The organism is Janthinobacterium sp. PC23-8 (assembly GCF_002250505.1).
GTDB lineage: Bacteria > Pseudomonadota > Gammaproteobacteria > Burkholderiales > Burkholderiaceae_D > Janthinobacterium.
Genome location: NZ_NJGY01000003.1, coordinates 656,356 through 678,157, shown reverse-complemented (window position 1 = coordinate 678,157; position 21,802 = coordinate 656,356). Strand labels below are relative to the sequence as shown.

The 21,802-nt window shown below is 61.5% G+C and carries 35 protein-coding genes; 21 read left to right on the top strand and 14 right to left on the bottom strand.

The annotated features are described in order from the left end of the window. Nucleotides 1-154: 154 nt before the first annotated feature. Genes CD932_RS22645 through CD932_RS22605 form a run of 10 tightly spaced genes read right to left on the bottom strand, consistent with a single transcriptional unit; the run spans nt 155 to nt 3,978 of the window. A complete protein-coding gene (locus tag CD932_RS22645) occupies nt 155-529 on the bottom strand; it encodes a four helix bundle protein (protein ID WP_094445022.1) in 375 nt (124 codons plus the stop codon). A gap of 18 nt (nt 530-547) precedes the next feature. After that, nucleotides 548-937, bottom strand: a complete 390-nt coding sequence (locus CD932_RS22640; protein WP_176461093.1) for a DUF1566 domain-containing protein — start codon at nt 935-937, stop codon at nt 548-550. 20 nt (nt 938-957) lie between these two features. Beyond that, the gene (locus CD932_RS22635) at nt 958-1,335 is read right to left on the bottom strand and encodes a hypothetical protein (protein ID WP_141213351.1); all 378 of its coding nucleotides are present in this window, start codon (nt 1,333-1,335) and stop codon (nt 958-960) included. Nucleotides 1,336-1,348: 13 nt separating this feature from the next. Continuing rightward, on the bottom strand, nt 1,349-2,242 hold the full coding sequence (locus CD932_RS22630; RefSeq protein WP_094445019.1) for a DUF2303 family protein: 894 nt from the start codon (nt 2,240-2,242) through the stop codon (nt 1,349-1,351). Then, a complete protein-coding gene (locus tag CD932_RS22625) occupies nt 2,239-2,589 on the bottom strand; it encodes a hypothetical protein (RefSeq protein WP_076566058.1) in 351 nt (116 codons plus the stop codon). Before CD932_RS22625 ends, CD932_RS22630 begins: the two co-directional genes overlap by 4 nt. A gap of 37 nt (nt 2,590-2,626) precedes the next feature. Continuing rightward, the gene (locus CD932_RS22620) at nt 2,627-2,815 is read right to left on the bottom strand and encodes a hypothetical protein (protein ID WP_094445018.1); all 189 of its coding nucleotides are present in this window, start codon (nt 2,813-2,815) and stop codon (nt 2,627-2,629) included. Between the two features lies 1 nt (nt 2,816). Next, nucleotides 2,817-2,957 carry a hypothetical protein gene (locus tag CD932_RS29040; protein ID WP_176461092.1) on the bottom strand — a complete coding sequence of 47 codons (141 nt, stop codon included), beginning with the start codon at nt 2,955-2,957 and terminating at the stop codon, nt 2,817-2,819. Then, the gene (locus tag CD932_RS29035; RefSeq protein WP_176461091.1) at nt 2,954-3,130 is read right to left on the bottom strand and encodes a hypothetical protein; all 177 of its coding nucleotides are present in this window, start codon (nt 3,128-3,130) and stop codon (nt 2,954-2,956) included. Before CD932_RS29035 ends, CD932_RS29040 begins: the two co-directional genes overlap by 4 nt. A gap of 11 nt (nt 3,131-3,141) precedes the next feature. Beyond that, entirely contained in the window at nt 3,142-3,483 is a 342-nt protein-coding gene (locus CD932_RS22610; protein WP_141213350.1) for a hypothetical protein, read from the bottom strand. A gap of 30 nt (nt 3,484-3,513) precedes the next feature. Further along, the gene (locus tag CD932_RS22605) at nt 3,514-3,978 is read right to left on the bottom strand and encodes a hypothetical protein (protein WP_094445013.1); all 465 of its coding nucleotides are present in this window, start codon (nt 3,976-3,978) and stop codon (nt 3,514-3,516) included. A 187-nt stretch (nt 3,979-4,165) separates the two neighbouring features. Between CD932_RS22605 and CD932_RS22600 the strand changes: the two genes are divergently transcribed. Then, a complete protein-coding gene (locus tag CD932_RS22600) occupies nt 4,166-4,480 on the top strand; it encodes a hypothetical protein (RefSeq protein WP_094445012.1) in 315 nt (104 codons plus the stop codon). A gap of 18 nt (nt 4,481-4,498) precedes the next feature. Here the strand turns inward: CD932_RS22600 and CD932_RS22595 are convergent, their stop codons facing one another. The 3 genes from CD932_RS22595 to CD932_RS22585 form a co-directional block, all read right to left on the bottom strand. Beyond that, nucleotides 4,499-5,008: a hypothetical protein gene (locus tag CD932_RS22595; protein ID WP_141213349.1), complete on the bottom strand. Its 510-nt coding sequence runs from the start codon at nt 5,006-5,008 to the stop codon at nt 4,499-4,501. An 81-nt stretch (nt 5,009-5,089) separates the two neighbouring features. After that, nucleotides 5,090-5,386 carry a hypothetical protein gene (locus tag CD932_RS22590; protein ID WP_094445009.1) on the bottom strand — a complete coding sequence of 99 codons (297 nt, stop codon included), beginning with the start codon at nt 5,384-5,386 and terminating at the stop codon, nt 5,090-5,092. Nucleotides 5,387-5,423: 37 nt separating this feature from the next. Further along, nucleotides 5,424-6,134, bottom strand: a complete 711-nt coding sequence (locus CD932_RS22585) for a S24 family peptidase (protein ID WP_094445008.1) — start codon at nt 6,132-6,134, stop codon at nt 5,424-5,426. Between the two features lie 70 nt (nt 6,135-6,204). Between CD932_RS22585 and CD932_RS29805 the strand changes: the two genes are divergently transcribed. Further along, nucleotides 6,205-6,600 (top strand): helix-turn-helix domain-containing protein, encoded by a 396-nt coding sequence (locus tag CD932_RS29805; RefSeq protein ID WP_094445007.1) that lies wholly within the window; start codon nt 6,205-6,207, stop codon nt 6,598-6,600. After that, the gene (locus CD932_RS22575; protein WP_094445006.1) at nt 6,597-7,094 is read left to right on the top strand and encodes a hypothetical protein; all 498 of its coding nucleotides are present in this window, start codon (nt 6,597-6,599) and stop codon (nt 7,092-7,094) included. Before CD932_RS29805 ends, CD932_RS22575 begins: the two co-directional genes overlap by 4 nt. On the opposite strand, the gene CD932_RS22570 is transcribed toward CD932_RS22575, so the two are convergent. Next, nucleotides 7,091-7,348, bottom strand: a complete 258-nt coding sequence (locus tag CD932_RS22570; protein ID WP_141213348.1) for a hypothetical protein — start codon at nt 7,346-7,348, stop codon at nt 7,091-7,093. The genes CD932_RS22575 and CD932_RS22570 overlap by 4 nt on opposite strands. A gap of 119 nt (nt 7,349-7,467) precedes the next feature. On the opposite strand from CD932_RS22570, the gene CD932_RS22565 reads away from it, so the two are divergent. The 18 genes from CD932_RS22565 to CD932_RS22480 all read left to right on the top strand — a co-directional run bounded on the left by CD932_RS22565 (nt 7,468) and on the right by CD932_RS22480 (nt 21,800). Then, a complete protein-coding gene (locus CD932_RS22565) occupies nt 7,468-7,779 on the top strand; it encodes a hypothetical protein (protein WP_094445004.1) in 312 nt (103 codons plus the stop codon). Beyond that, entirely contained in the window at nt 7,757-7,951 is a 195-nt protein-coding gene (locus tag CD932_RS22560) for a hypothetical protein (RefSeq protein WP_094445003.1), read from the top strand. Before CD932_RS22565 ends, CD932_RS22560 begins: the two co-directional genes overlap by 23 nt. Before the next feature lie 44 nt (nt 7,952-7,995). Beyond that, a complete protein-coding gene (locus CD932_RS22555) occupies nt 7,996-8,361 on the top strand; it encodes a Gp49 family protein (RefSeq protein ID WP_094445002.1) in 366 nt (121 codons plus the stop codon). A 2-nt stretch (nt 8,362-8,363) separates the two neighbouring features. Next, nucleotides 8,364-8,846, top strand: coding sequence for a DUF2829 domain-containing protein (locus CD932_RS22550; protein ID WP_217907344.1), 483 nt, complete (start codon nt 8,364-8,366; stop codon nt 8,844-8,846). Between the two features lie 85 nt (nt 8,847-8,931). Next, nucleotides 8,932-9,351 carry a DeoR family transcriptional regulator gene (locus tag CD932_RS22545; protein WP_094445001.1) on the top strand — a complete coding sequence of 140 codons (420 nt, stop codon included), beginning with the start codon at nt 8,932-8,934 and terminating at the stop codon, nt 9,349-9,351. Then, a complete protein-coding gene (locus CD932_RS29550; RefSeq protein WP_094445000.1) occupies nt 9,351-10,103 on the top strand; it encodes a hypothetical protein in 753 nt (250 codons plus the stop codon). The genes CD932_RS22545 and CD932_RS29550 overlap by 1 nt, the downstream gene beginning before the upstream one ends. Beyond that, nucleotides 10,100-10,861 (top strand): replication protein P, encoded by a 762-nt coding sequence (locus CD932_RS22535; protein WP_094444999.1) that lies wholly within the window; start codon nt 10,100-10,102, stop codon nt 10,859-10,861. Before CD932_RS29550 ends, CD932_RS22535 begins: the two co-directional genes overlap by 4 nt. Nucleotides 10,862-10,941: 80 nt before the next feature. Beyond that, the gene (locus CD932_RS22530; protein WP_094444998.1) at nt 10,942-12,009 is read left to right on the top strand and encodes a site-specific integrase; all 1,068 of its coding nucleotides are present in this window, start codon (nt 10,942-10,944) and stop codon (nt 12,007-12,009) included. A 99-nt stretch (nt 12,010-12,108) separates the two neighbouring features. Next, a complete protein-coding gene (locus CD932_RS22525) occupies nt 12,109-12,447 on the top strand; it encodes a hypothetical protein (RefSeq protein ID WP_141213347.1) in 339 nt (112 codons plus the stop codon). A gap of 135 nt (nt 12,448-12,582) precedes the next feature. Further along, a complete protein-coding gene (locus tag CD932_RS22520; RefSeq protein ID WP_094444996.1) occupies nt 12,583-13,161 on the top strand; it encodes a hypothetical protein in 579 nt (192 codons plus the stop codon). Continuing rightward, nucleotides 13,079-14,638, top strand: a complete 1,560-nt coding sequence (locus CD932_RS22515) for a terminase family protein (protein ID WP_254926720.1) — start codon at nt 13,079-13,081, stop codon at nt 14,636-14,638. Before CD932_RS22520 ends, CD932_RS22515 begins: the two co-directional genes overlap by 83 nt. Continuing rightward, complete coding sequence (locus tag CD932_RS22510) at nt 14,638-16,920, top strand: portal protein (RefSeq protein WP_094444995.1); 2,283 nt, start codon at nt 14,638-14,640, stop codon at nt 16,918-16,920. Before CD932_RS22515 ends, CD932_RS22510 begins: the two co-directional genes overlap by 1 nt. A 2-nt stretch (nt 16,921-16,922) precedes the next feature. After that, entirely contained in the window at nt 16,923-17,756 is an 834-nt protein-coding gene (locus CD932_RS22505; RefSeq protein WP_094444994.1) for a hypothetical protein, read from the top strand. A gap of 12 nt (nt 17,757-17,768) precedes the next feature. Beyond that, a complete protein-coding gene (locus CD932_RS22500; protein ID WP_094444993.1) occupies nt 17,769-19,043 on the top strand; it encodes a P22 phage major capsid protein family protein in 1,275 nt (424 codons plus the stop codon). A 61-nt stretch (nt 19,044-19,104) separates the two neighbouring features. Beyond that, complete coding sequence (locus CD932_RS22495) at nt 19,105-19,347, top strand: hypothetical protein (RefSeq protein WP_141213346.1); 243 nt, start codon at nt 19,105-19,107, stop codon at nt 19,345-19,347. A gap of 2 nt (nt 19,348-19,349) precedes the next feature. After that, nucleotides 19,350-20,012, top strand: coding sequence for a hypothetical protein (locus CD932_RS22490; protein ID WP_094444991.1), 663 nt, complete (start codon nt 19,350-19,352; stop codon nt 20,010-20,012). Continuing rightward, nucleotides 20,012-21,394: a packaged DNA stabilization protein gene (locus CD932_RS22485; RefSeq protein ID WP_094444990.1), complete on the top strand. Its 1,383-nt coding sequence runs from the start codon at nt 20,012-20,014 to the stop codon at nt 21,392-21,394. Before CD932_RS22490 ends, CD932_RS22485 begins: the two co-directional genes overlap by 1 nt. Then, a complete protein-coding gene (locus CD932_RS22480) occupies nt 21,387-21,800 on the top strand; it encodes a hypothetical protein (protein WP_094444989.1) in 414 nt (137 codons plus the stop codon). The genes CD932_RS22485 and CD932_RS22480 overlap by 8 nt, the downstream gene beginning before the upstream one ends. Nucleotides 21,801-21,802: the final 2 nt, after the last annotated feature.

Here is a 21,802-nt window from a genome sequence, read left to right as displayed (position 1 = left end):
CAATTCGTGCTATCTACGTCGCCCCGCCGAAGGCCATGCCGATCAGTGGGGAAACTGCGCCAGGCCTGCCTGGACGCCGCCAGGTGGTTACTGCGGTGCGCATAGCGGTGGCCTTGTGAGCCAGCGGCACGACCAGATTAAAAAAATCGCACAGTCAAGCCGGCCTTGACCGGGAAGCAGCAGGCGACGATGCGGTGTATTTCTTCCAGCCGCCGGCCTGCTTGCCGATCATGCTGGTCAGTGCGATGGCCGCCGCATACTGCTTGACTGAGATAAAGCGCAAGTCCCTGGACAGCCGGAGCAGCAACTCGATCACCTGCGCGCGCTCGAGCAAATTGTCGAGATACGGTGTTTTGTCGCCCGCGACGTTCGCGCGGAAGATCAGCACCGTCAATCGCACGCACTCGTCGCGGATTTCCTTGCCAATCGATGCCTTAAAATCTCTCGGCATGTTCTTGGTCAGCTCGGTCGCCACCACCAGCAGGTCGTAGGCAACTTTGGAAATCGGCAGGTCGGTATGGTTGGCCATGTTGAAATGGTTAAAGGGTTAAATTTCTAATCTGCGGACGGCGCGGGCGCGGCCCTCGTACGAGCGGTAGCCGTAGTTGAACTGGCCGCCATTGAAGAAATTCTGACCCCACGCGTGAGAGGGGCCGGCCTGCTCGCTCGACCAGTACCAGTCCTCTTCAAACTGGTCTTTCAGGTTGATGAACAGCAGGCGCTGCTCGCGACGCGTCGGCAGCTCGCCGCCCTCGGCCTTGGCCCATTCGTCAGCTGCCTCCCAGGTGACGTCTTCGGCGGCGCCAGGCAGCAGCACCAGGTGCTCGTCTGGCGCGCCGTCGACGCCGCGCATGATGCCGGCGTAAATGCCGCCGGCGAAGGCTGCGCCAATGGCGGCTGGGATGGTTGCAAGTGCTGCTGCGGTGGTGGTGTTCATGGTTGTCCTATTGGTTGATGTCACGCGCCAACGCTGGCGCAAAAGATTTCTACTTCCGTGATCGCGCGGCGAAGCGTGTTGATCGGAATCATCGACAGCTTGGTGTCGATGCCGTCGGCGGCCAGGCGCAGCGCTGCTGCTTCGCCTTCCTTGACGCCGACACGCTGCACGCGCTCGTAGCGATCGCAGATCACGCACATGGTGTCGGTGGCCAGGTCGATTGCCTCACCCACCATCCCGCAGGCGCAGAGAGCGGCAAATATCTTCGACAGCGTGTTGAACGTGTCGACCGATGGCGCGCCGATAACTGCCTCGACAGCCATGCGCAGCTGCAGCGCCAGTAGTCGCTGGGTTTCGGTCATCATCGGCACATTGCCTGCGGGAAGTGGGCGGCGCATCACTGATTCCGGGTTACGGCTTGCCCATCAGCACCGTAAAGCCGCTGGCGCGCGCCTGTTCGACGTACTCGCTGAACGCCTCTTCGATGGCGTTTTCCGGACGGTCCAGCTCGTACCAGAACTTCACCTTGCCGGAACCCAGGCGGTACTTCAGGCGCGCCTTGATGCGGTAGCCGTGACCACCCTTGAACAGCCGCGCGCCGACGGCGAATTCACGCGGGATCTCGATGGCGCCACCTTGGGCGCGCGCGTCGATGGTTTCCGAATAGGCCAGCTGGGTCTGGCCGTTGTCCAGGCGCTTGTGCGAGCTGAAATTGACTTCCGTCTTCGCCTGCAGGGTCAGCGCCACCGCCAGCAGCGTGTCGCCGGTAGGCAGGCCTTCGCCCGGCACCACGTCGGCGATGTTGTCTTCGAGGAAAATGGCAAACTCTTCCTGCTCTTTCAGCTTCTTGTCGTGCGTCAGCCAGATGGTGGCCTCGCGGCTCAGCTCGGCCTTGTAGGTGACGCGGAAGTCACGCCAGCCCGGCTGCTCATGGTCGGCCAGATGGCGGTGATCGTTGAGCACGGCAGTAAGGGTGCGGGTGTCCAGGTCGGCATAGATGTAGCAGTCACTGGCGGCGCCCTGCACGCCCACAAACGTCAGGAAACTGTCCAGGTCGCCCAGGTGGACCGTGCCAGCCTTGCGGTTTGGAGTCGCCTGCACTTTTTCCAGCGCAGCGGTGACATCCTTCAACTCGAAACCTTCCGGCACCAGGATATAGCTCGCGTCGCCGACGTTCCGCACGGCGCTGGCGGCCGCCGTCAGCGCGCCCAGCTTGTCGATCACCGACGAATCGATATGCAGATGCTCGACGGCTGGAGCGGATGTCGGCGCAGCGTCAGCGCCCGAGGTAGTGTTGTGGTTCATTTGGCGACTTCCTTAAAGGTGGATGGGGTTGGAGCTGGAGCTTCGCGCAGCTCCAGGCTTCCTTGTTTCGGGTGATTGCGCGAGAGATCGTTGTCTTCGGTGAGCCAGTAAAAGTCGTCGCCGCGCTCGGGTTTTGGCAAGGTCAGCTTGACCTCGTCCGAAATCGTGACCTTGTCGACATCCTGGCCACGGCCGGCGGGCTTGATCTTGATGCTCAGGCTCAGGGCGCCGCCCTTGCCGGTTTCCTTGACCTTGGCCAGCAGCTCGCCGAGCATGCTGGACAGTTCCGAATGAGCGCGGCCGTCGCGCAGGTCTTGCAAGAACACGGCGAATGCTTTCTGTGCCATGAGATGGTCTTTCATAAAAATTACTGCTGTTGATGGGTCAGTCGTTGTCGTTCGCTTGCATTTTTTTCGGGTCGAACCGGTCACGGCGCTTCATGTGGCGGCGCGCCGTGACGTACAACACCAATTTCAGGCTGGGAACCTTGAGCATGTCGTCGAGTGACCAGGTGCTGCGCAGCAGGCTGTGAGCAATCTGCAGCGCTGCCCGGTCCGGCTCGACGCGCGCCATGTCATGCCACCTGCACGAACACGCTGCAGGCGCCGTACCGCGTCTGCGCGTTCATCACGGCCGTGCTGCTGTCAATGGCCGTCTCGTTGTAAGTCGCTGGCGCCAGGCCATCACGGCGCACGGTGACGATGAAGGCGATCATTTCGCGCCACCGGCGGCGGGCTGCAAAAGCGAAAACACCACCTCCGCACCGATCGCGTCGTACTGCTCCAGCGATCCGGACAGCATCGCGATGAACGCATGCGCCCGCGCCTCCACATCGCCCGATTCTTTGACGCGCGCATCGACGGCGCACTGGCGGATCATGTCGAGCAAGGCCCTGGAGCTCATGCGGCACCAATATCGTCGAGCAGCCGGCGCATCAGGCTGATGGTTTCTGGCGACACGGCGCCGGTCTGCTCGTAATCCATACTCGCCAGGCGCAGCGCGCCGGTGGTCTCGGCCGAAAACGCCATGCGCGCCGCAGCGGTCCGGGCGCTGCCCAGGCCACGCTGCACCACCGACACCAGCGCGATGCGCTCGCCGCGGCCATTGGTCACGCTGAATGTTGGCCCGACGGCCAGGCGCAGCCGCCGATCCGACATGACCATGGCCACGCGACGGACCGTCAGCGACGCGCCGGCCGGGGTGCTAGTGAGAGCATCAGGAGCAATATTTGCGAGCGACATGGCGGTTCTCAGGTTGAAATTGATAAAGGATTAAATTGGTAATCTGCGGACGGCGCGGGCGCGGCCCTCGTACGAGCGGGTGAGGCTGCTCTGGGTGCCATCGAGAAAATACTGATCCCACGCGGTAGAGGGGCCGGCCTGCTCCGAAGACCAGTACCAGTCGCGCTGGAAGTGGTCTTTCAGGTTGCCAAACAAGACGGCCTGCTCGGCACGGGTCGGCAGCGAGCCGCCGACGGATTCGGCCCAGATGCAAGCCGTATCCCAGATCACGCCGTCGACCTCGCCATCGATCAGCAGCAGGTGCTGGTCAGGCGCGCCGTTGACGCCACGCACGACGCCTGCATACACACCTTCGGCAAAAGCAGCGCCGATAGCGATGGGGTAGAAGCCGGGCGCGAAAGTTGGCAGAGCACGGGAAGTTGCGCCGACGGCGGTGGCCGTGGCGATACTGGCGGTGGTAGGTGCAACGTGTTCGATGGCGCTTTCTTGATTCATCTGGTTCTCCCTAGTTGTGATGTGGTTGTTGGGTAAGGTGAGCCTGTTCAGGCTGATTCCAACGCAAATAAGAATAGCAGTGCTTCATAACTAATGCAATAGCATTGCTCTATTTATCTGCTACAATTCACTCGCACCAATTTTTGGGCCAAAAAATACCCGCACTGGGCGGGTTCAGGAGAGTGTGATGGAAAATTATCTGGACGATATCCGCAAGTCAATCCCGCATTTGGAGGGAGGCAAGCTTGTCACGGTAGCGTTGGAGAAGGGAATGGATGTGATCGGCCACTTCGCTATCTATGATGAAAATGGCAAGTGCGTCGGCAAGCAAAAAATGAGCGCGCACCGAAGCAGCGACATTCAAACGATCTCACCTACACGAGTAGCCGAGATCTATGGCCGTGTTTTAACTGGCACATCCACGATTGAAGATAAGGCCACTATTGAGCAAATCCAGGCAATACTGTCAGAATCTCAGTTGCCTAGAGATGCAGATGATTAGACTGCATTTAAATTTATACTATGCAGGGATAATTTGATCAGGGAAAAGTGTTTTAGCGAATCGACCATTCAAGTTGCGTATCTCTGCAACCCTTTTTTGGAGATCCTCTACAGTCACTGTTTTCTGATCGATCTTTTTGCTGTAGAGTTTAGAGGTCAAAACCACTTCACCGCTAGTCTCTTTAGCTCCCCACAAACCATGCACTAAAATATTTCGAAATTTGTTTATTGCCCGCGCCTCACTCAACAAATTTTGAGCTTGCAACTTCATATCCACAGATAGTGAGGATTTCTCTACAACCCCGGCAGTAATGTCGATGCGTTGGTCGTTACTGTGAACGCTGGCGCAGATGACGTACGCTGCCTCGAGGTTGCCCCCAAGACCAATACCCAGAACTTGAATCACCGAGTGCTCCAGCGTTGCGTATTCACATAATAAAACACCTATCCAAGATGACTCATTCGGGTGGCGCTCCATGGCCCCAAAATAGAGATCATCGCCTTGACTTTGCTGTGTACTATCAATCATTTTAGTCTTCAGTTTCGGCATAAGGGCGTGCCGTTGCGCCTTCCCCTCGCCGTAATGGGCGGGATTATTCTTTTCATTCGATCATTCGGTCTCACCTACCGCGTTCCACCGACTAACAACCGCCAATGCCCGAACATATTGCTCAGCTGTTGGCTTTGGAGGTGCGACCTCATACTCGTATGCAATGCGACGCAGCTCGGCCAAATCGCTCGTTATCGTTTTCATGTGGGAATCAAGCGCCTCCAAAAACTCGATGCGATCCGCATTTTGGTGACGGATCAGTATGGATATATCTTGCAAGCGGCCCTCACTAGCCGTAAGCGATCCATAGATTATAAAAAGGGAAACTAGAGCGACGATACCAAAAAACCATTCCATAATCACAATCCTCTCGATTCACTCATATCAAAACATCTCAGTCAGGCCGGAACGCAGCTTTTGGAATGTGTCCTGACACCAAGTGCATCTTGTCGATTTCCTCGAAATCCAGAATAATATTTGGGAAATCCTTGTTTACCGACTCGAAACACGCCTGTCCATCGCGACACCAAAGCAAGCGCTTGATCATTCGGCGGCCATCCCTAAGTATCACGATCGCCTCGTCGTTGGACTGCACCTCGACACTTGGGTCAACGCCAACTATCTCACCAGGCAGGTAGCGTGGGCTCATGCTTTCGCCGCGAATGCGCAGCGCGTAGGCGTCCGGCGAACTGGCGTACCACATCATGTGACCGTCGCTGTATCCATAGTCATCGATGCTGATTGTACCGTCGGGGCCTGCCTGGACGCGGCCGACGATAGGAATGCCCTTGATCTGGCCAGTGATCGTTGGTGCATCCTCGACATCATCGCGGATTGACTGTCGTCGCTCAGAAGGCGCTGTGTGGCTGGCAGCAATAATGGCTTCTTCTGCCAGCCTTGGGCTAATCTCCTCAAGCGAGCAGCCGAATCCCCTGGCATATACAAGTGCCGCGTCTAAGCTGATGGGCCGAAGTCCGTTGATGTGCTGATAAATCATTGACTGACCACCTCTGAGCTTGTGTTCACGCACAAAGGCAGCCCGATTCACCGTGGAAAAACGGCCTTTTAGCCGTTCCGCTTCTTGCTCTGTTGTCCAAATCTTCATATAGCAATGCTATTTCAATTTTTCAGTAGCATGGCTTGCCTAAATACTGTAGCAATGCTATGCTTTATTTATGAAAAGCACACCACAAACAGAAGTTGCGCGCGCCTGCGGAATTGTTGGGAGCCAAGCCGCTCTGGCAAAAATACTCTGCGTTAGCCCTGCGGTTGTAAATCAATGGATCAAAGGTATTCGTCCTATCCCGGACAAGCAATGTCCAAAGATAGAGATCGCGACGAGCGGCGCAGTCCGTTGCGAAACTCTATGCCCAGACTTCGATTGGGCATACTTGCGCGCCAGTCAATCGAAAGAGCGTGAGTCGCCACGCCGCGCCACCGACCCTGTGCCAGATCCCGGCCACGCCGGCCGCCAGCCCCCCTCCCCCAGCAACATCCTGGACACCGTCCCACGCCACAGCGTGGTGCTGCCCGCCCTCCCGCCCTCCACCGAAGCAAAGGAAAAACCATGACTGCCATCCACGCGCGCTGGCGCACTCTCCCCGTCCACCTGGTCGCCAAGCTGTTCGGCGTGCTGGTCAAGGTCGAAGGCCGCCCGTACGGCTCGAACCGCACGCAGCTTGCCGCCCCACCGCGCCCGGAAACGATCGCGGGCGGCCAAGTCGGGTACCAGTTCGGCCTCAGTGCCGCCAGCAACTCGCCGCCGCCTGATCGCGACCGTGACGCACTGGTGATGCTGCTGACGCAAGTCATCACGAATTCCAGTGCCACTGCTGGGCTCGGCCTGACGGCCACTGCCGAATCCAGCGCCGTGGCCTTCCGCGCCGGTCTGGCCGCTTTCAGAGAAACACGGGAGCCGGTGACCGGCGACAGCGCCGCCACAGCACGCGCATCCTCGATGCCGAAATCCATGGCTGAAAAAATCGCCACCCTTGGTCCGCACATGGACAAGGCGGTTGAAATCGAAATGAAATCTCGCGAGCGACTCCGGCAAATGAGCCCCTAATCCGCCTCGCCTATCCGAACAGGATCTGCCAACGCTGCTTTGAAGGTATCCAGATGCTCATTCGCCAAGTGCGTATGAATTCTTTCACTTGGTGGCGAGAGGGCCAACGACTGTTTCTCGACCAATTCGAGCACTGCGCTGACAGCATCAGCTTGGAGCTTCGGCAAGGATAGGCAAATGGCGTGCAGCACTTGGTGATAGGCCGCCAGGCGCCCCTCGATTTCATAAAGTTGTTCTCGCAATTGTTTTTCCATGGGAGTTCCCGTTGCAGTGAATTGATGTGTGGAAACAGCAATTTATCACATTGGCAACTCCCGTCCATTTGTAGCACCAGTACCCCTGAAATCCAGAACCACTTTTACAAGGAACCCCAATGAGCACCACCCGCACCAAGCTATTGAAAACCTACCTCTCGCCGGAAGAGGAGGACACCGTCCTGCAGGCCTGCGCCGCCGCTGGCGTCACGCGCAGCACCCAGGCCCGCCGCACCCTGCTGCATTGGGCGCGCCAGCAACACCATGGTAAGCGCCAGATCGGCTACCGCGAAGGGCCCAACGGCACACTGCGCAGGGCCCAGTCGCTGCCATGCCGCGCGAATTTTGGCATCACGCCCAACGTCCTCTACCAGGTGAATGGCATTGAGGCAGAAACGAGAGGGAAGTATGGGGAAAAAGGTCACGCTTGAAGACAAGGTGCTGCGCGCCGCATGCGTCTGGCGCCTGGCTGACCGGGCCGACATCGTGGCCAGGGCCGGCCTGGATGCCCCCAGCAAGGCGCGCGCCGGCGACAGGCTGTATCGCGAGACAAACCGCCTGCGCGATGCGGCTGACGAGATCCTGAAGGCTTCAAAAAATTAACGGGCAGTCGCCCACCGAGCCGGGCGACACATCGAAAGCAAACTATGAACGATCAAGAGATCGAGCAGCAAATCCAGGCCAAGGGCAAGACCGCACCGCGCATCACGCCGGCCGATATCCAGGCGGCCATCGCGCAAACGCACTATTTCACAGCTGCCGATGGCGTGCGTGGCGCCGCCGTCGCTGACGGCGTCGACGATGGCTCGACGCCACCGCTGCAGTTGCTGACGTTCTGCGTTTTGGTGTTGCGCAACGGCTTCACCGTCACCGGCGAAAGTGCCTGCGCCAGCCCGGAAAACTTCGACCCCGAGATCGGCCAGCAGGTGGCGCGCAAGAACGCTGAAGAAAAGATCTGGGCGCTCGAAGGCTACGCGCTCAAGCAGCGCCTGCACGACGCTAGCGAAGGATGATCATGCGCCACATCGGAACCAAAATTGTCATCGCGCTGGCAATGACGCGCGCGGCCTACAACGAATATCGCGGCTGGTCGCTGCCCGCCAACGAGGACGGCAACGACGACGGCTACCTGGTCGAATATACGGATGGCGGCAAGCCGAACGTCGCCGGCCATGCTGGCTACGTCAGCTGGTCGCCGAAGGAGCAGTTCGACGCCGCCTATCGCGAAACGAACGGCATGCCGTTCGGCCTAGCGGTCGAGGCGTTGAAAAAAGGCGCCAGGGTGGCGCGCGCGGGCTGGAACGGCAAGGGCATGTTTGTCTACCTGGTACCGGCCGCAAGCTACCCAGCGGCGACGCAAGTGGCCAAAGACCATTTTGGCGCCGACGGCATGGTGCCGTACAACGCCTACATGGCCATCAAGAATGTCGACGGCACCGTCAGCACATGGGCGCCCAGCGGCAGTGAAGCGCTGGCCGATGACTGGGCGATGGTCTAGGCCGATCGAGCGAATAGCCCCGACGAAAAAAAGCCCGCGGTCAAGGCGGGCTTCCTAAAACAACTAATTTTCCGAAAGAAAAATCATGGCATCGATTGTACAACACCAGCATAGCAATGCCCCCACGCTGGCATTTGCGGCGCATCAAGCCGCTGCCAAGCCGGCGCGCAAACCACGCCCTGTCGACCTGCTGCGCGTCGAGCAGATCGTCGCCGCGGTGCGCAAGTTCGGTGCGATATCGATCAAGGACCTGGTCATCGAGCTGCGCCTGTCCGACGAAACGATCCGGCGCCACTTGGTCAACTTGGTGGCCGCCGCGCGCGTGGTGATGCTGGAGGAAAGCCGCTGGGGCTCTGGCGCCCTGTACGGCCCGGTCGACCTGGACGAGCAGGCGGAATTCGACCTGTACCGCACGCGCACCAGCAGCTGGCCGCGCGGCCAGTATGGCCGTGACCCACTGGTGGCGGCATTGTTTGGTGAAGTACCGACAGGAGGGGTGGCGTAATGGCTGGCGAATGGCTCAAGCTGGAATGCTCCACGCCGGAAAAGCTGGAAGTGTTTTCGATCACTACCAGCATGGGCTGGAGCGACCCCGATCTAACGGTGGGCAAGCTGTTTCGCGTCTGGCGCTGGTTCGACCAGCAAACGATAGACGGTAACGCCAAGGGCGTTACTTGCGCGTTACTCGATAACATTTCGGGCGCCTCCGGCTTTGCGCAAGCGATGCTCGATGCAGGCTGGCTGTTCAAAACCGAGGACGGTGTCGCGCTGCCAAACTTTGATCGACACAACGGCGCAACGGCAAAAAGCCGTGCTCAGACCGCCAAACGGGTGGCGAATTATCGATCTGACGCCCCGAGTAACGCTGCATGTAACGCTGAAAACGTTACGCCAGCGTTAGCTAGAGAAGAGAAGAAAAGAGAAGAGAAGAAGTTAACTACAAAAGCAAAGTCAAGAGCAGAGGCAAACGCACCCGCGTCGCGGTTGCCTGCGGACTGGTCGCCAACGGATGCCGATACCGCGTTCTGCAAAACCGAGCGTCCCGACTTGCCCGTCGAGACCACTGCTCAACGCTTTCGCGACTACTGGATCGCCCAGCCCGGCGCCAAGGGCCGCAAAGCCGACTGGGCGGCAACTTGGCGCAACTGGGTGCGCAATGAGCGTGGCGCGCCAAGCGCTGGTGGCGGGCGCCCGCCGAAGTTCGATCCGACCGCGCACGTGAACCGCAATCGTCCGACACCCGGGAGCCCGGCATGAACGCGCTGACCGGCATGGCCGGGGGCGAGCTTGCCGAGCCAACCACTCGGCCTTATTCGAAGTGGTTCGACCCGCATCCACGCCTCGGCATTTCGATGATCGACCACCTGTACAACCGGCTCGACGGCGCCTACCCGCACTGGTGGAGCGCCAATTTCGCCAGCCAGCAGGCGATCGACAACTGGGCCGAGTCGTGGGTCGAGGCGTTCGAAGATGAGGGCATCACGCCGGAAGATGTCGCGGTCGGCCTGCGAACCTGCCGTGTGCGCTACCAAAAACCGCCATCCTGCGCCGAGTTCATCCAGGCCTGCAAACCGTCTGCCGATCCAGTGCCTGCCTACCACGAGGCAGTCGAGGGAATCCAGGCGCGCCGCAAGGGCGAGCTGGGCGCCTGGTCGCATCCGGCGATCTACTGGGCCGCGATGCTGCTGGCGCGCGACCTGATGACGCAATCCTACGGCCAGGTCAAGGATCGCTGGGCCGCGGCGCTGAAAGCGCAGCTGGCGCGCAATGAGTGGGCTGACATTCCACCACCAGCACCGGCGCTGCCAGCGCCCGGCCAGGCCAACCTGTCGAAAGAAGACGCCGCGCGCATGCTGCGCGAGCTCGACGCCCTGGGCATGAACAAAGCCGCCAAGCCGGGCGAGTTCGACCATCTGCGCTGGGCGCGCCGGATCATGCAGCGTGTCGATGCTGGCGACAAGTCGCTCTACGCCTTGCAGATCGCCAATGCCAAGGAAGTACTCGGCCTGACGTAGCGACGCCATGAACAATTTTTTTTAGTCCCAAGAGGAAGCAGCACGATGAAATCACCCAACCAACCCGCCTGGTGGCGCCCATGACCTTCGCCCTCTTCAAAGTAAAAAAAATCTGGCACTACCGCTTCCAGGTGGCCGGCAACCGCGTGCAGCGCAGCACGCGCGAGCGCGCCAAGGCCCGGGCCGAAGCCGTGGCCACCCGCGCCTACGATGAAGAGGTGGTGCGCACCAACGGCGGCAAGCCGGTACCGACATTGCGCGCGCTGTTCGCCGAGTGGCTACTGGTGCGCGGCCCGGTGTCGAGCCCGGCCCACGTGCGCAGCGTCGACACCTGCCTGCGCCTGCACCTGTACGAGCTGGGTGACTTGCCAGTGAGCGAGATCACCGCACGCCACATCGAGCTGGCGCGCAACGAACATCTGTCCACACGCGAACCGGCCACGGCCAACCACTGGCTGCGCGTGATGCGGCTGGTGACGAATTGGGCCGTGGCGCAGGGAATGCTGGTGCGCCGGCCTTGGAATGTTGCCATGCTCAGCACGCAAAAGCGCGTGCGCAAGATCCTGCCGCTCGACGTGGCCATGCAGTGGCTTGAAGCCATCGACGACGCAGGGCGCCGCTCGCTCGCCGTCAGCACCGCTATCCGCTTCATGTTTGGCCTGGGCCTGCGCGAGAGCGAGGCCGCCAGCGCTCGGTGGGAATGGATCGACTGGGAGCGCCGCACCTACACCCCCGGCATCACCAAGGGCAAGGAGGCCGAGCCGGTCCCGATGCCCGCGTGGCTGGTCGACTACCTGCAACCCCGGCGCCAGGCAGAAGGCCTGATCACTGCGCGCAAGGACGGCAGCCAGCAGCCGCCCGGCTTCGCGCGCCGCCCGATCGCTACCGCCAACGCCCACTGCAAAACCAAAGGCATTACCCCGCACCGTTTGCGCGGCAGCTTTGCCACCCTCCTCTCGGAATCCGGCGTGCCGATCCAGACCATCCAGAAGGTCATGCGTCACAAGAACCCCAGCACGACCATGGCCTACCTCGAAAAGAACCTCGACATCGCCGTGCAAGCCCAGGGCCGCATGGCCGAAAAAATGGGATTCACTCCACGGCGAAAAACTGGCGAAGACCAGCCCGGCAAACCGCATGAATCCTGAATAGCACGATTATCGGTAGTCATCGGTACAAAGCCAGCGCACCGGCCAATAACAATAGACAAAATAGCAACTAAAAGCACGCAAAAATAGGGATTTTCGATGCGACAAGAACACTACGACAGCGTTAAAACCATGTTGGATCGTTGGGCCGAGAGCATGAGTATCGGCGGCGCCGTCGGAGAAGGCGCGCGGCGTGAATGCCTGGGCGCGCCGGACGCACGCATTCACTCGATTGAGGATATCGAGGTGGAGGTGGACAAGCTCATAGTGCGCGCCGTCGATTCGGCAGTATGGGAACTGCCCGTTTTGCAGCGCACAGCGGTGCTTTCGCACTATGGAATCAACACGTTTCACGCCTGGCGCGCCGACTTCGAAACCGTGTTCGACCTGGCCATTGAATCGTTGTTCGCCAGCTTGAAAAGCCGCGTCATATGCTGAAACTGTTGCGTTAGCGAAAAAAGCCGCGTATATTTCGACCTGTCGGGGCTTCGTGCGCCCGAAAATAAGCCCGCTACCAGAAATGGTCGCGGGCTTTTTGCATTCTGCGCGTGATTTTTCATAGGAGAACTGGTCATGGGTCGCAAATCGTCGCTGACCGATGACCAGTGGGTGGAGATCGAGCGCCGCCACCTGGTCGACGGTATTTCGATTAACGCGCTGGCGCAGGAGTTCGGCGTCAACGAATCGTCATTACGCCGAAGAATAAAGCCGAATAAAGCCGAACCGAAAAAAGCGGCGAAATCGTTGCAGGCTCTAGCTGAAATGAAGGTTGAGGTCGATGCGAAGGCAAAGCATTTTGCCGAACAGCTCGGCGCATTGCCGTTTGCCAAGCAGCAGATCGTTTCGGACCTGGCGCGCAAGCTGACGAACACCAGCGAGCACATGGCGTCGGCCGCCGAAATCAGCGCCGCATCGTCGCACCGCTTGTCAAGGATGGCGAATCAGCAGCTCGAGCTGGTCGATGAAGTTGACCCGATGAAGACAAGGGCACAGCTCGAATCGTTCGCGGCGCTGCAGAAGCTGGCGAACATTTCGGGCGAGATGCCCGGGCGCCTGGCTGCCCTGAGCCGTGGCCAGCCGCCTGAAGCGCCGCCATCGCAAGAAGAGGTTGATCAAGAGCTGGCCCTGTTGCTGGGCAGTGGCGGTGGCTGAAATCGATCTGTCTGGCATCAACATCGCCAGACTGAACCCGGATCAGCGCCGGCGCGCGCTGGAACTGTTGAGGCTGAAGCGTCGCTACGCCAGCGAGAACAAGCTTGCCACTTACTGCGCATATGCCAAGCAGGCCGAATTTCACGCCGCAGGCAAAACGTTTCGCGAGCGCCTGCTGATCGCCGGTAACCAGCTGGGCAAGACCTGGTCGGCTGGCTTTGAAAGCGCGATGCACTTGACCGGCCGCTACCCGAACAACTGGCCGGGCCGCGTATTCGCAAAGCCGGTTGTCGGCTGGGCCGCAGGGGTCACCAGTGAGGCCACGCGCGACACGGTGCAGCGCGTCATGTGCGGCCGTATCAACGCCATCGGCACCGGCTCGATACCGAAGGACGCGATCAAGTCCAAGTCGCTCAAGCGCGGCGTGGCCGATGCCATCGATACCGTGGTGGTGCGTTTCGGCGGTGGTGGCGATGTGCAGGCCGGTGAAAGCCTGATCGGCTTCAAGTCGTATGACCAGGGCCGCGAGAAGTTCCAGGGCGAGACGCTGGACTTCTTCTGGCCTGATGAGGAACCACCAGAGGACATTTACATGGAAGGTCTGACGCGCACCAATGCCACCAACGGCATGCTGTTGATGACCTTCACGCCGCTGCAAGGCATGTCGTCGGTCGTCAAGCGGTTTCTGATCGATAAATCACCAGGGACGCACGTGACCACCATGACCATCCACGACGCCGAGCATTACACGCCCGAGCAGCGGCAGGCGATTATTGCCAGCTACCCGGCACACGAGCGTGACGCGCGCACCAAGGGCGTGCCATCGCTTGGTTCGGGGCGCATCTACGCCATCGATGAGGAAGCGATCAAGGTGCCGCAGTTCGAGATTCCAGCCCACTGGGTACAGCTGGGCGGCATCGACTTTGGCTGGGACCACCCGAGTGGTGCCGTGCGGCTCGCATGGGATCGGGACGAGGATGTGATCTATGTCACTGCCGCGCATCGCCAGCGCGAGCAAACGCCGTTGATGTTCGCCGGCGCCATCCGGCCATGGGGCGATTGGCTGCCATGGGCCTGGCCGCACGACGGCCTGCAGCACGATAAAGGATCGGGCGAGGCGTTGAAGGAGCAATACGCCGCGCAGGGCCTGCTGATGCTGAAGGACAAGGCCACTCACCCGCCAGCAGACGGCGAAGAGGAAGGCACTGGCGGCAACGGCGTTGAGGCGGGCGTCATCGAAATATTGGATCGGATGATGACCGGCCGCTTCAAGGTCTTTTCGCACCTCAACGACTGGTTTGAAGAGTTCCGCATGTACCACCGCAAGGACGGCAAGATCATCAAGCTGGACGACGACTTGCTGTCGGCCACGCGCTACGCCTACATGATGCGCCGCTTCGCCGTCGTGAAAGGCGGCCCGAAGCGCGCCATGTACGATTTTTCAAACTCAGCAGCATCAGGAGCAAGGGTAATTTAATGGACGAATTTCAGGAAGCGCAGGAGCTGTACGAGGACGCGATGAACGCGACTCGCGAGCAGCGGCTACAGATTGAGGAAGACCTGCGCTTTTCCGACCCGTCGAACCCGCAGCAATGGGACGAAGCCCTCAAGCGGGCGCGTGAGCTCGACCCTGGTGGCGCGCGGCCGTGCCTGGTGATGGACCACGTCGGCCAGTACGTCGCCAACGTGGCCGGCCAGGTCACCAAGTCGCCGCCGGCCATCCACACGGTGCCGGTCGGCTCTGGCGCGGACGTGAAAGTGTCCGAACAGCTCGACGGCATGCTGCGCCACATCGAATACGCCAGCCGTGCCCAGGCCGCCTACGGCATTGCGCTGACCTCGGCGGCCCGCACTGGCGTCGGCTACCTGGTAGTGCGCCCTGAATACGTCGACCGCGCGCTCGGCTATCAGGAGCCACGCATCAGTGCCATCGCTGACCCTCTGCGCGTGGTGTTCGATCCATGGAGCGTGGAGCTCGACGGTAGCGATGCCACCTTCGGCTACCTGCTGACCGCCGTGAGCCAGCGCGAGTTCGAGCGCAAGTATGGTGCCAAGGCCGAGAAAAAGAGCTTCGGCGCCGAGCGGCAGTCGTGCGGCGAAGGCGAGCGCCAGTCGATCATCGTCGCCGAGCAGTGGTACAAGGAAGAGAAAACGCGGCGCGTCAGCATCTGGACCGGCACCGATGGCGAAGACCAGGCGGGCAGCGAGGACGAATACTGGGCCGCGTGCAAGGCCGCTGGCGTGCAACTACCCCTGCAGCGCGTGTACAAGGACAAATACGAGTGCGTGAAATGGCGCACCATGTCGGGCGCCGGTATCCTGGAGACGCCGAAGAACAAGGACGACAGCGAGGGCCTGTACCCGGCCGATTCCATCGGCATCGTGCCGGTGTACGGCTACTGGGGTGTCGAGAATGGCGTCATGCGCTACTGCGGTATCCCGCGCCGCGCCATGAACCCGCAACGGGCCTACAACTACCACAAGAGCGAGCAGCTGGCGTACATGGGCAGCGCGCCAAAAGCACCATGGGTGGCATCCCGGCGCGCCATTGCTGGCCTTGAGCGCCTTTGGGATCGCGCCTCGCTCGACGCGCGCGCCTATCTGCCTTACAACGATGTCGACGATAAGGGCCAGCCCGTTGCTGCGCCAACAAGGCCGAATGTCTCGGTCAACCTGCAAAACCACGTTGTGGGCGCTGCGGAGGCGCTGCACGACCTAGAGGCCTCCATCGGCATGTACCAGGCCAACCTGGGCGCGCCGAGCAATGAGTCGTCCGGCGTAGCCATTGATGCGCGCAAGCAGCAAGGCGAGGCGTCGACAAGCCATTTCCCGCAGCAGCTGGCATTTTCGCTGGGCCAGGTGGGCCGTCTGGCTGTGCGGATGGCCGCCAAACTGATTGACACCAAACGGCAGCAGCGCATCATGGGCATCGACGCGAAGCCGGGCACGATCACCATCGACCCGGAGCAGAAGGAGGCGATGCAGGAGACCGACGAGGGCATCGTCATCAACCCGAATGTCGGCGACTATGACGTGCGCGTGGTAGTCGGCAGTTCGTTTTCGACACAGCGCAGCCAGGCGCAGACCGCCCTGGGCGAGGTAATGCGCACCAATCCGGACCTGACGCCCGCGATCGCGCCGCTGTGGGCGCGCAACCTGGACATCCCGCACGCCGACAAGCTGGCCCAGGTGTTGACCGCCATGGCGCCGGCTGCTGTTCAGGCCATCCTCGATCCTGAAACCAACAAGGCACCGAAGCCCGAGCAGCTGATGCAGCAGATGAAGCAGATGGAAGAATCGCTGAAGGAGGCCTTGAAGCACGCGCACGACGCGCAGGCCGAGGCCGACGAAGCCATGGTGCAGGTGCACAACAAGCGCGAGGAAAACGAGGCCAAGGAGCGCGAACTGAATATCAAGGCCTACGACGCGGAAACGAAGCGCCTGCAGCTGACGAGCGCCGCCATGACCCCGGAACAGATCCGGCTGATGGTGGCGCAAACCGTCGAGGCCATGCTCAGCAATCCGACGCCGCTGCCATCTGAACAGCCCGAGACGACCGAGCCGGGCGCCATGCAGCCCGAACATCAGGAACAGATGGAGCAGGTGCAGCAGCCAGAGCAAGACCCGAATGACCCCGGCCAGATGGAGGCGCAAGCGCCGCCCGGCCTGCTTGATCCGCAAGACCCTGCCGCGATGCAGACCCTACCGAACCCGCCAAGTGCGGGTTTTTCTTTGCCCGAACCACAACCAGGAGCATGACCTTGACCACTGAAAACGCATTGCCACAAGGCGGCGACGCCGCGGCGGGCGCCAATAACAACGATCACACCGGCGCCGAACACGATCACCACCAGGACGACGCTGGCAATGCCGCCAACACGACCGGCGCCGAGGGTGGCGAAGAAGGTGGCGCGGCTGGTGATCCGCCAAAGAAGGAAAAGACCTTCGAGCAGCGTGAAATTGAGCGCCTGCGCCGTCGTGTCGACAACCTGACACGCAAAAAGCACGAACTGATGGCGGCCGTACAGCCATCGCAGCAGCAACAACCCGCCGACGAGAACGACGACGAGCCCGTATCGATGACCCGTGCCGAAATGAAGCGTCACATCGCAGAGCAAGCCAAGCAGCTTGCACCAGCGTTGACGCAGCAGCAGGCCGTGGCCGATCGCCGCCAGGGCATCGTTGCCTCGCTGGCGAAGGAATGGGGTGCCGAGAGGTTCGACACCCTGGCTTCCGATCTGGACGATGTGTTTGGCGGTTTGGCAGATCGCAGCGGCGCGCCCAAGCCCGCCACTGATGCGATCTTCGAATCGGACAACCCGAAAGGCCTGATCGAGTACCTCACCGACCCGGACAACGTCGAAGAAGCCGAACGCATCGCAACCATGTCGCCTACCCAGGCCGGCCGCGCGATCGCCCGCATCGAAGACAAGATCGCCGTCGCCGGCAAGGCGGGCAAGCCCAAGCCCAGCAACGCGGCAGCACCGCTGGAAGCGCCACGCAACAACGCCGGCAAGACCAGCAGCATGCCCGACCCATCCAACACCAAAGCCTACATCGCCTGGGCCAACGCCCAGGAACAGGCAAAACGCTAATAGGAGCCACTCATGGCAAACGCACTCGTCACCTCGCAGATCATCACCAACGAAGTGTTGCGCATTGCGCACAACTCGTCCGCCTTCCTTGGCAACACCAACACGGATTACAAGGATGCCTGGGAAAAGGATCTGAAGCCCGGCCAGAAAATCAGCGCCCGCGCGCCGGTCCAGTTCATGCATCGCGACGGCGAAACTGCTGCTGTGCAGGACATCACTGAGCATAGCGTTGATGTCACCCTGCAGCCGCTGTTGGGCCTCGACTTCGCCATCGGGTCGACCGAGCTGACCACCTGTGTGGGCAGTAACGGCCAGGTCAGCAAGGCGTTTAAAGACCGCTACCTGAAGCCGGCCGGCCTGAAGCTGGCCGCCCTGCTCGATTACCGCCTGGGCGTGGTGCTCAAAAACGGCACGCACCAGATCGTCGGCACGCCCGGCACGCCGCCAGCAACCTTTGCCGACCTGTTGCAGGCCGGCGTGCCGCTGGACCGCATGAGCGTGCCGCGCGACGGCCAGCGCATGGCGGCCATCGAGCCGGGCGCCAATGCCACCATCGTGGCCGGCCTGTCGGGCCTGTTCAACAACAAGGAAGTGCTGGGCGAGCAGTACAAAACCGGTGTCATCAAGACCGGCGCAGGCCTGGACATCGCCATGTCGCAGAACGTGCCGTCGCACACGGTCGGCCCGCTGGGCGGCGCGCCACTGGTCAACGGCGCCAACCAGGGCATTATCAACGCGGGCGCCACGGATAATCCCTATGCGGCGACCACGTCGCTCGCCACCGACGCCTGGACCGCTGCAGCCGCTTTGCGCTTGAATGCTGGCGACACCTTCACCATCGCAAACGTCTTTTCTGTCAACCCTGAAACGAAGGCCTCCACGGGCGTGCTGCAGTCCTTCCTGGTCACCGCCGCCGTATCGTCCGACGGGGCCGGTAACGCGACCATCATCTGCAGCCCGGCCATCATTGCCGGCGGCGCTTACCAGAACGTGACTGCGCGCCCAGCGGATAACGCAGCGCTGACGATCACCTCGGGCGCCGCCAACACGACCTACACGCAGAACATGGTGTGGCACCGCGACGCCCTGACCTTCGTGTCGCCAAAGCAGGAACTGCCAGGCGGCATGGATATGGCCTACCAGGCCTCGATGGCCGACGAGGGCGGTATTTCCCTGCGCTTTGTGCGCGGCTTCGATATCAAGGAAAACAAGTTCATCAGCCGCTTCGACGTGCTGTGGGGCGCCGCCGTGACGCTGCCGAATTTCTCGGTACGCCGCACCAACTAAGGCGCCCAGGGCCAGCCACGTGCTGGCCTTGCCGCATCCACCCATTCAAACGGAGCACACCATGTACCCCCTCAATATGAAACTGAAGGACGGCATCGGCTTTGCCGTCGCCAACGACGAAGCCGAACACGACACGCTGGCCGCCGCCGGCTACGGCCCTGCCCGCGCTGCTGCCGTTGCTGCCGCACCAGCGACGCAAGCGGATATCGCCGCCAGTGTTCGCGGCCAACTCGATGCTGCCGGCATCAGTTATCCGGACGGCGCCGGCCTGGCCAAGTTGGTGGCATTGCTGCCGAAGGAATAAAAGTGGTCACCGCCCGCACCATCATCAGCCTGGCCCTTGAAGCCATGAACCGGCTGTCACCCGGCGAGACGGTCGACGCTGACCTGGCCGCCGTGTGCCTGCGCCGGCTCAACAGCATCGCTGATGACTGGTCGGTCGGGCGCGCCATGCCGCCGCAACAGCAGATCGTGTCTGGCGCCGTTACGGGCCAGAGCATGACATTGGGCCAAGGCGCGTTCGCCAGCATCCCGGCCGGTACCGAGGTCGCGCAGCTGCAGGCCGACGACTACCCCATGACGCCGATCACCATGGCGCAGTACAACAACATCTATGAAAAGGTCGGCCCGGGCCGCCCGGAACTGTGGGCCTACGACGGCCTGGCCACCATCTACCTGCACCCGGCCGCCAGCGGCAACACCATCAACGCGCTGTCGCGCGCGCCGTTCTCGCAGTTCGCCGACCTGGACACCGTCTACCTGCTGCCCGCCGGCTATCAAGGCGCATTCTCCGCCGCGCTGGCCGTGGCCATGGCGCCAGCGTTGCTGGGCAAGGTCACGAACGACCTGGTGCTGGCCGAGCGCCGCGCCATGTTCCGCATCGAAAATGCCAACGTGAACCCGGCCATGATCAGCGCCAGTCCGCTGACGCCGAACTGCGGCGGCAACATTTTGCAGGGCTGGAACTGATGGCCGGCCGCAACTACGTGGCCGCCATCGGCCCCAGCTACCATCTGGACGACCGCAAGGCGGCCGTGCAGACCGCAATCAACTGCTATCTGGAGCAGGTCGAGGGCCTGGGCGAAACGCGCATCCTCACGCAGGTATCGGCGCCCGGCCTGCTGCAATACCTTGACCTGGGCGCCGAGATTCGCGGCCAGCGCGATGTTGAGGGCCGCTGGTTCGTGGTGGCCGGCAGCACGCTGTACGAAATCGTCGCCGGCGCTGCCGTCAGCCGCGGCACACTGGCGTCGTCCGCTGGCGCCGTTGGCATGGCGCACAACAATACCCAGCTGGTGATCGTGGCCGGTGCTGTCGGGCAGATATTCACGCTGGCCAGCAATACGCTCAGCAGCATCACGTCCGCCGGCTGGCGCGGCTCGTACACCGTCTACTTCATCGACGGCTACATGATTTTCGTTGCCCCCGGCACCGACCAGTTTTATATCACCGCCCTGGACGATGCCAGCAAGCTCGATGCGCTCGATTTCACGTCGGCCGACGCCCAGCCTGACAACATCGTTACCACCCTGGTGCTGCACCGCGAGCTGATCTTGCTGGGGAAGTACACGACCGAGATATGGGTCAATAGCGGTGGCGGCATGTTCCCCTTTGTGCGCTACAACTCGGCACAGATCGATATCGGCTGCGTCGGTAAAGGAGCGGCTGTCGTGGCCACTGAATCAGTGTTCTGGATCGGTCAGACTCGCAACGGTACCGGCATCGTCTACCGCATGGAAGGCCATGCTGCCCGGCGCATCTCGACGCGCGCCATGGAAGAGTTGCTGGCCAAGTCGACCGACCTGTCCGGCGCCACCATGTGGACGTACCAGGTCGAGGGGCACGAGTTCATCGGCATCAACGCCCCAGGCATGAAGACCACGCTGGTCTACGACGCGGCAATGCAGCAATGGCATGAGCGGGCCGAATGGAGCGACGGATGGGCGCCGCTGCGCGCCACCAGCGTGTGCTTCGCCAATGATGCGCAATACGCTGGCGATGCCACCGGGAAGCTGTACAAAATTGACCCGGAAACATACACGCTGGGCAGTGACCCGCTGGTGCGCGAGCGCACTTGGCCGCACCTGGTCAAGGCCAGCATGGAGCCGATCACCTTCGCCGGCATGGAAATGGCTTGCACCACCGGCCACGGCGGCAACGTCACCCTTGAACTGTCGAACAATGGCGGCTTCACCTTCGGTCCCAAGCTGCTGCGCTCGCTGGGCGCCGTCGGCCAGTGGATGCAGAAGGTGCGCTGGATGATGCTGGGTACGGCGCACGACCGCGTGTTCCGTATCCGCTGCTCGGACCCGGTACCGTTCAATATCCACGCGGTGGCCGTCGATGATTAAGGTTCCGCCACCGACCCGCATTGCGATCGGTACCGTTACCGTCAACGGGAAGCAGCTGGAGGTCTACCTGACGACGGAATGGGCGCGCTACTTCGAATCGCTGAACAACCAGTCGAACAGCACGCTGTCCAGCTTCAACAATTTCGCCACCGGCGCCTTCATGGGCCTGCTGGCCGAGGGCGGCGACGGCGCCGATTCGTCGATCTCGCCGCCGGGACCTGCCGGCCCGCCTGGCGGCACCGGCGCCACCGGCCCGGCAGTGATTCTGGGTGATGAGGGGGGCAATGTCGAATTCATCCCCGGGCCTCAAGGCCGCCCTGGCGATCCCGGCCAGCCCGGCCCCGCAATTTTTATGCTGCAAGAGCCAGAAACCAATGACGTGTTCTGGCCCGTCAAATCCAACTGAAA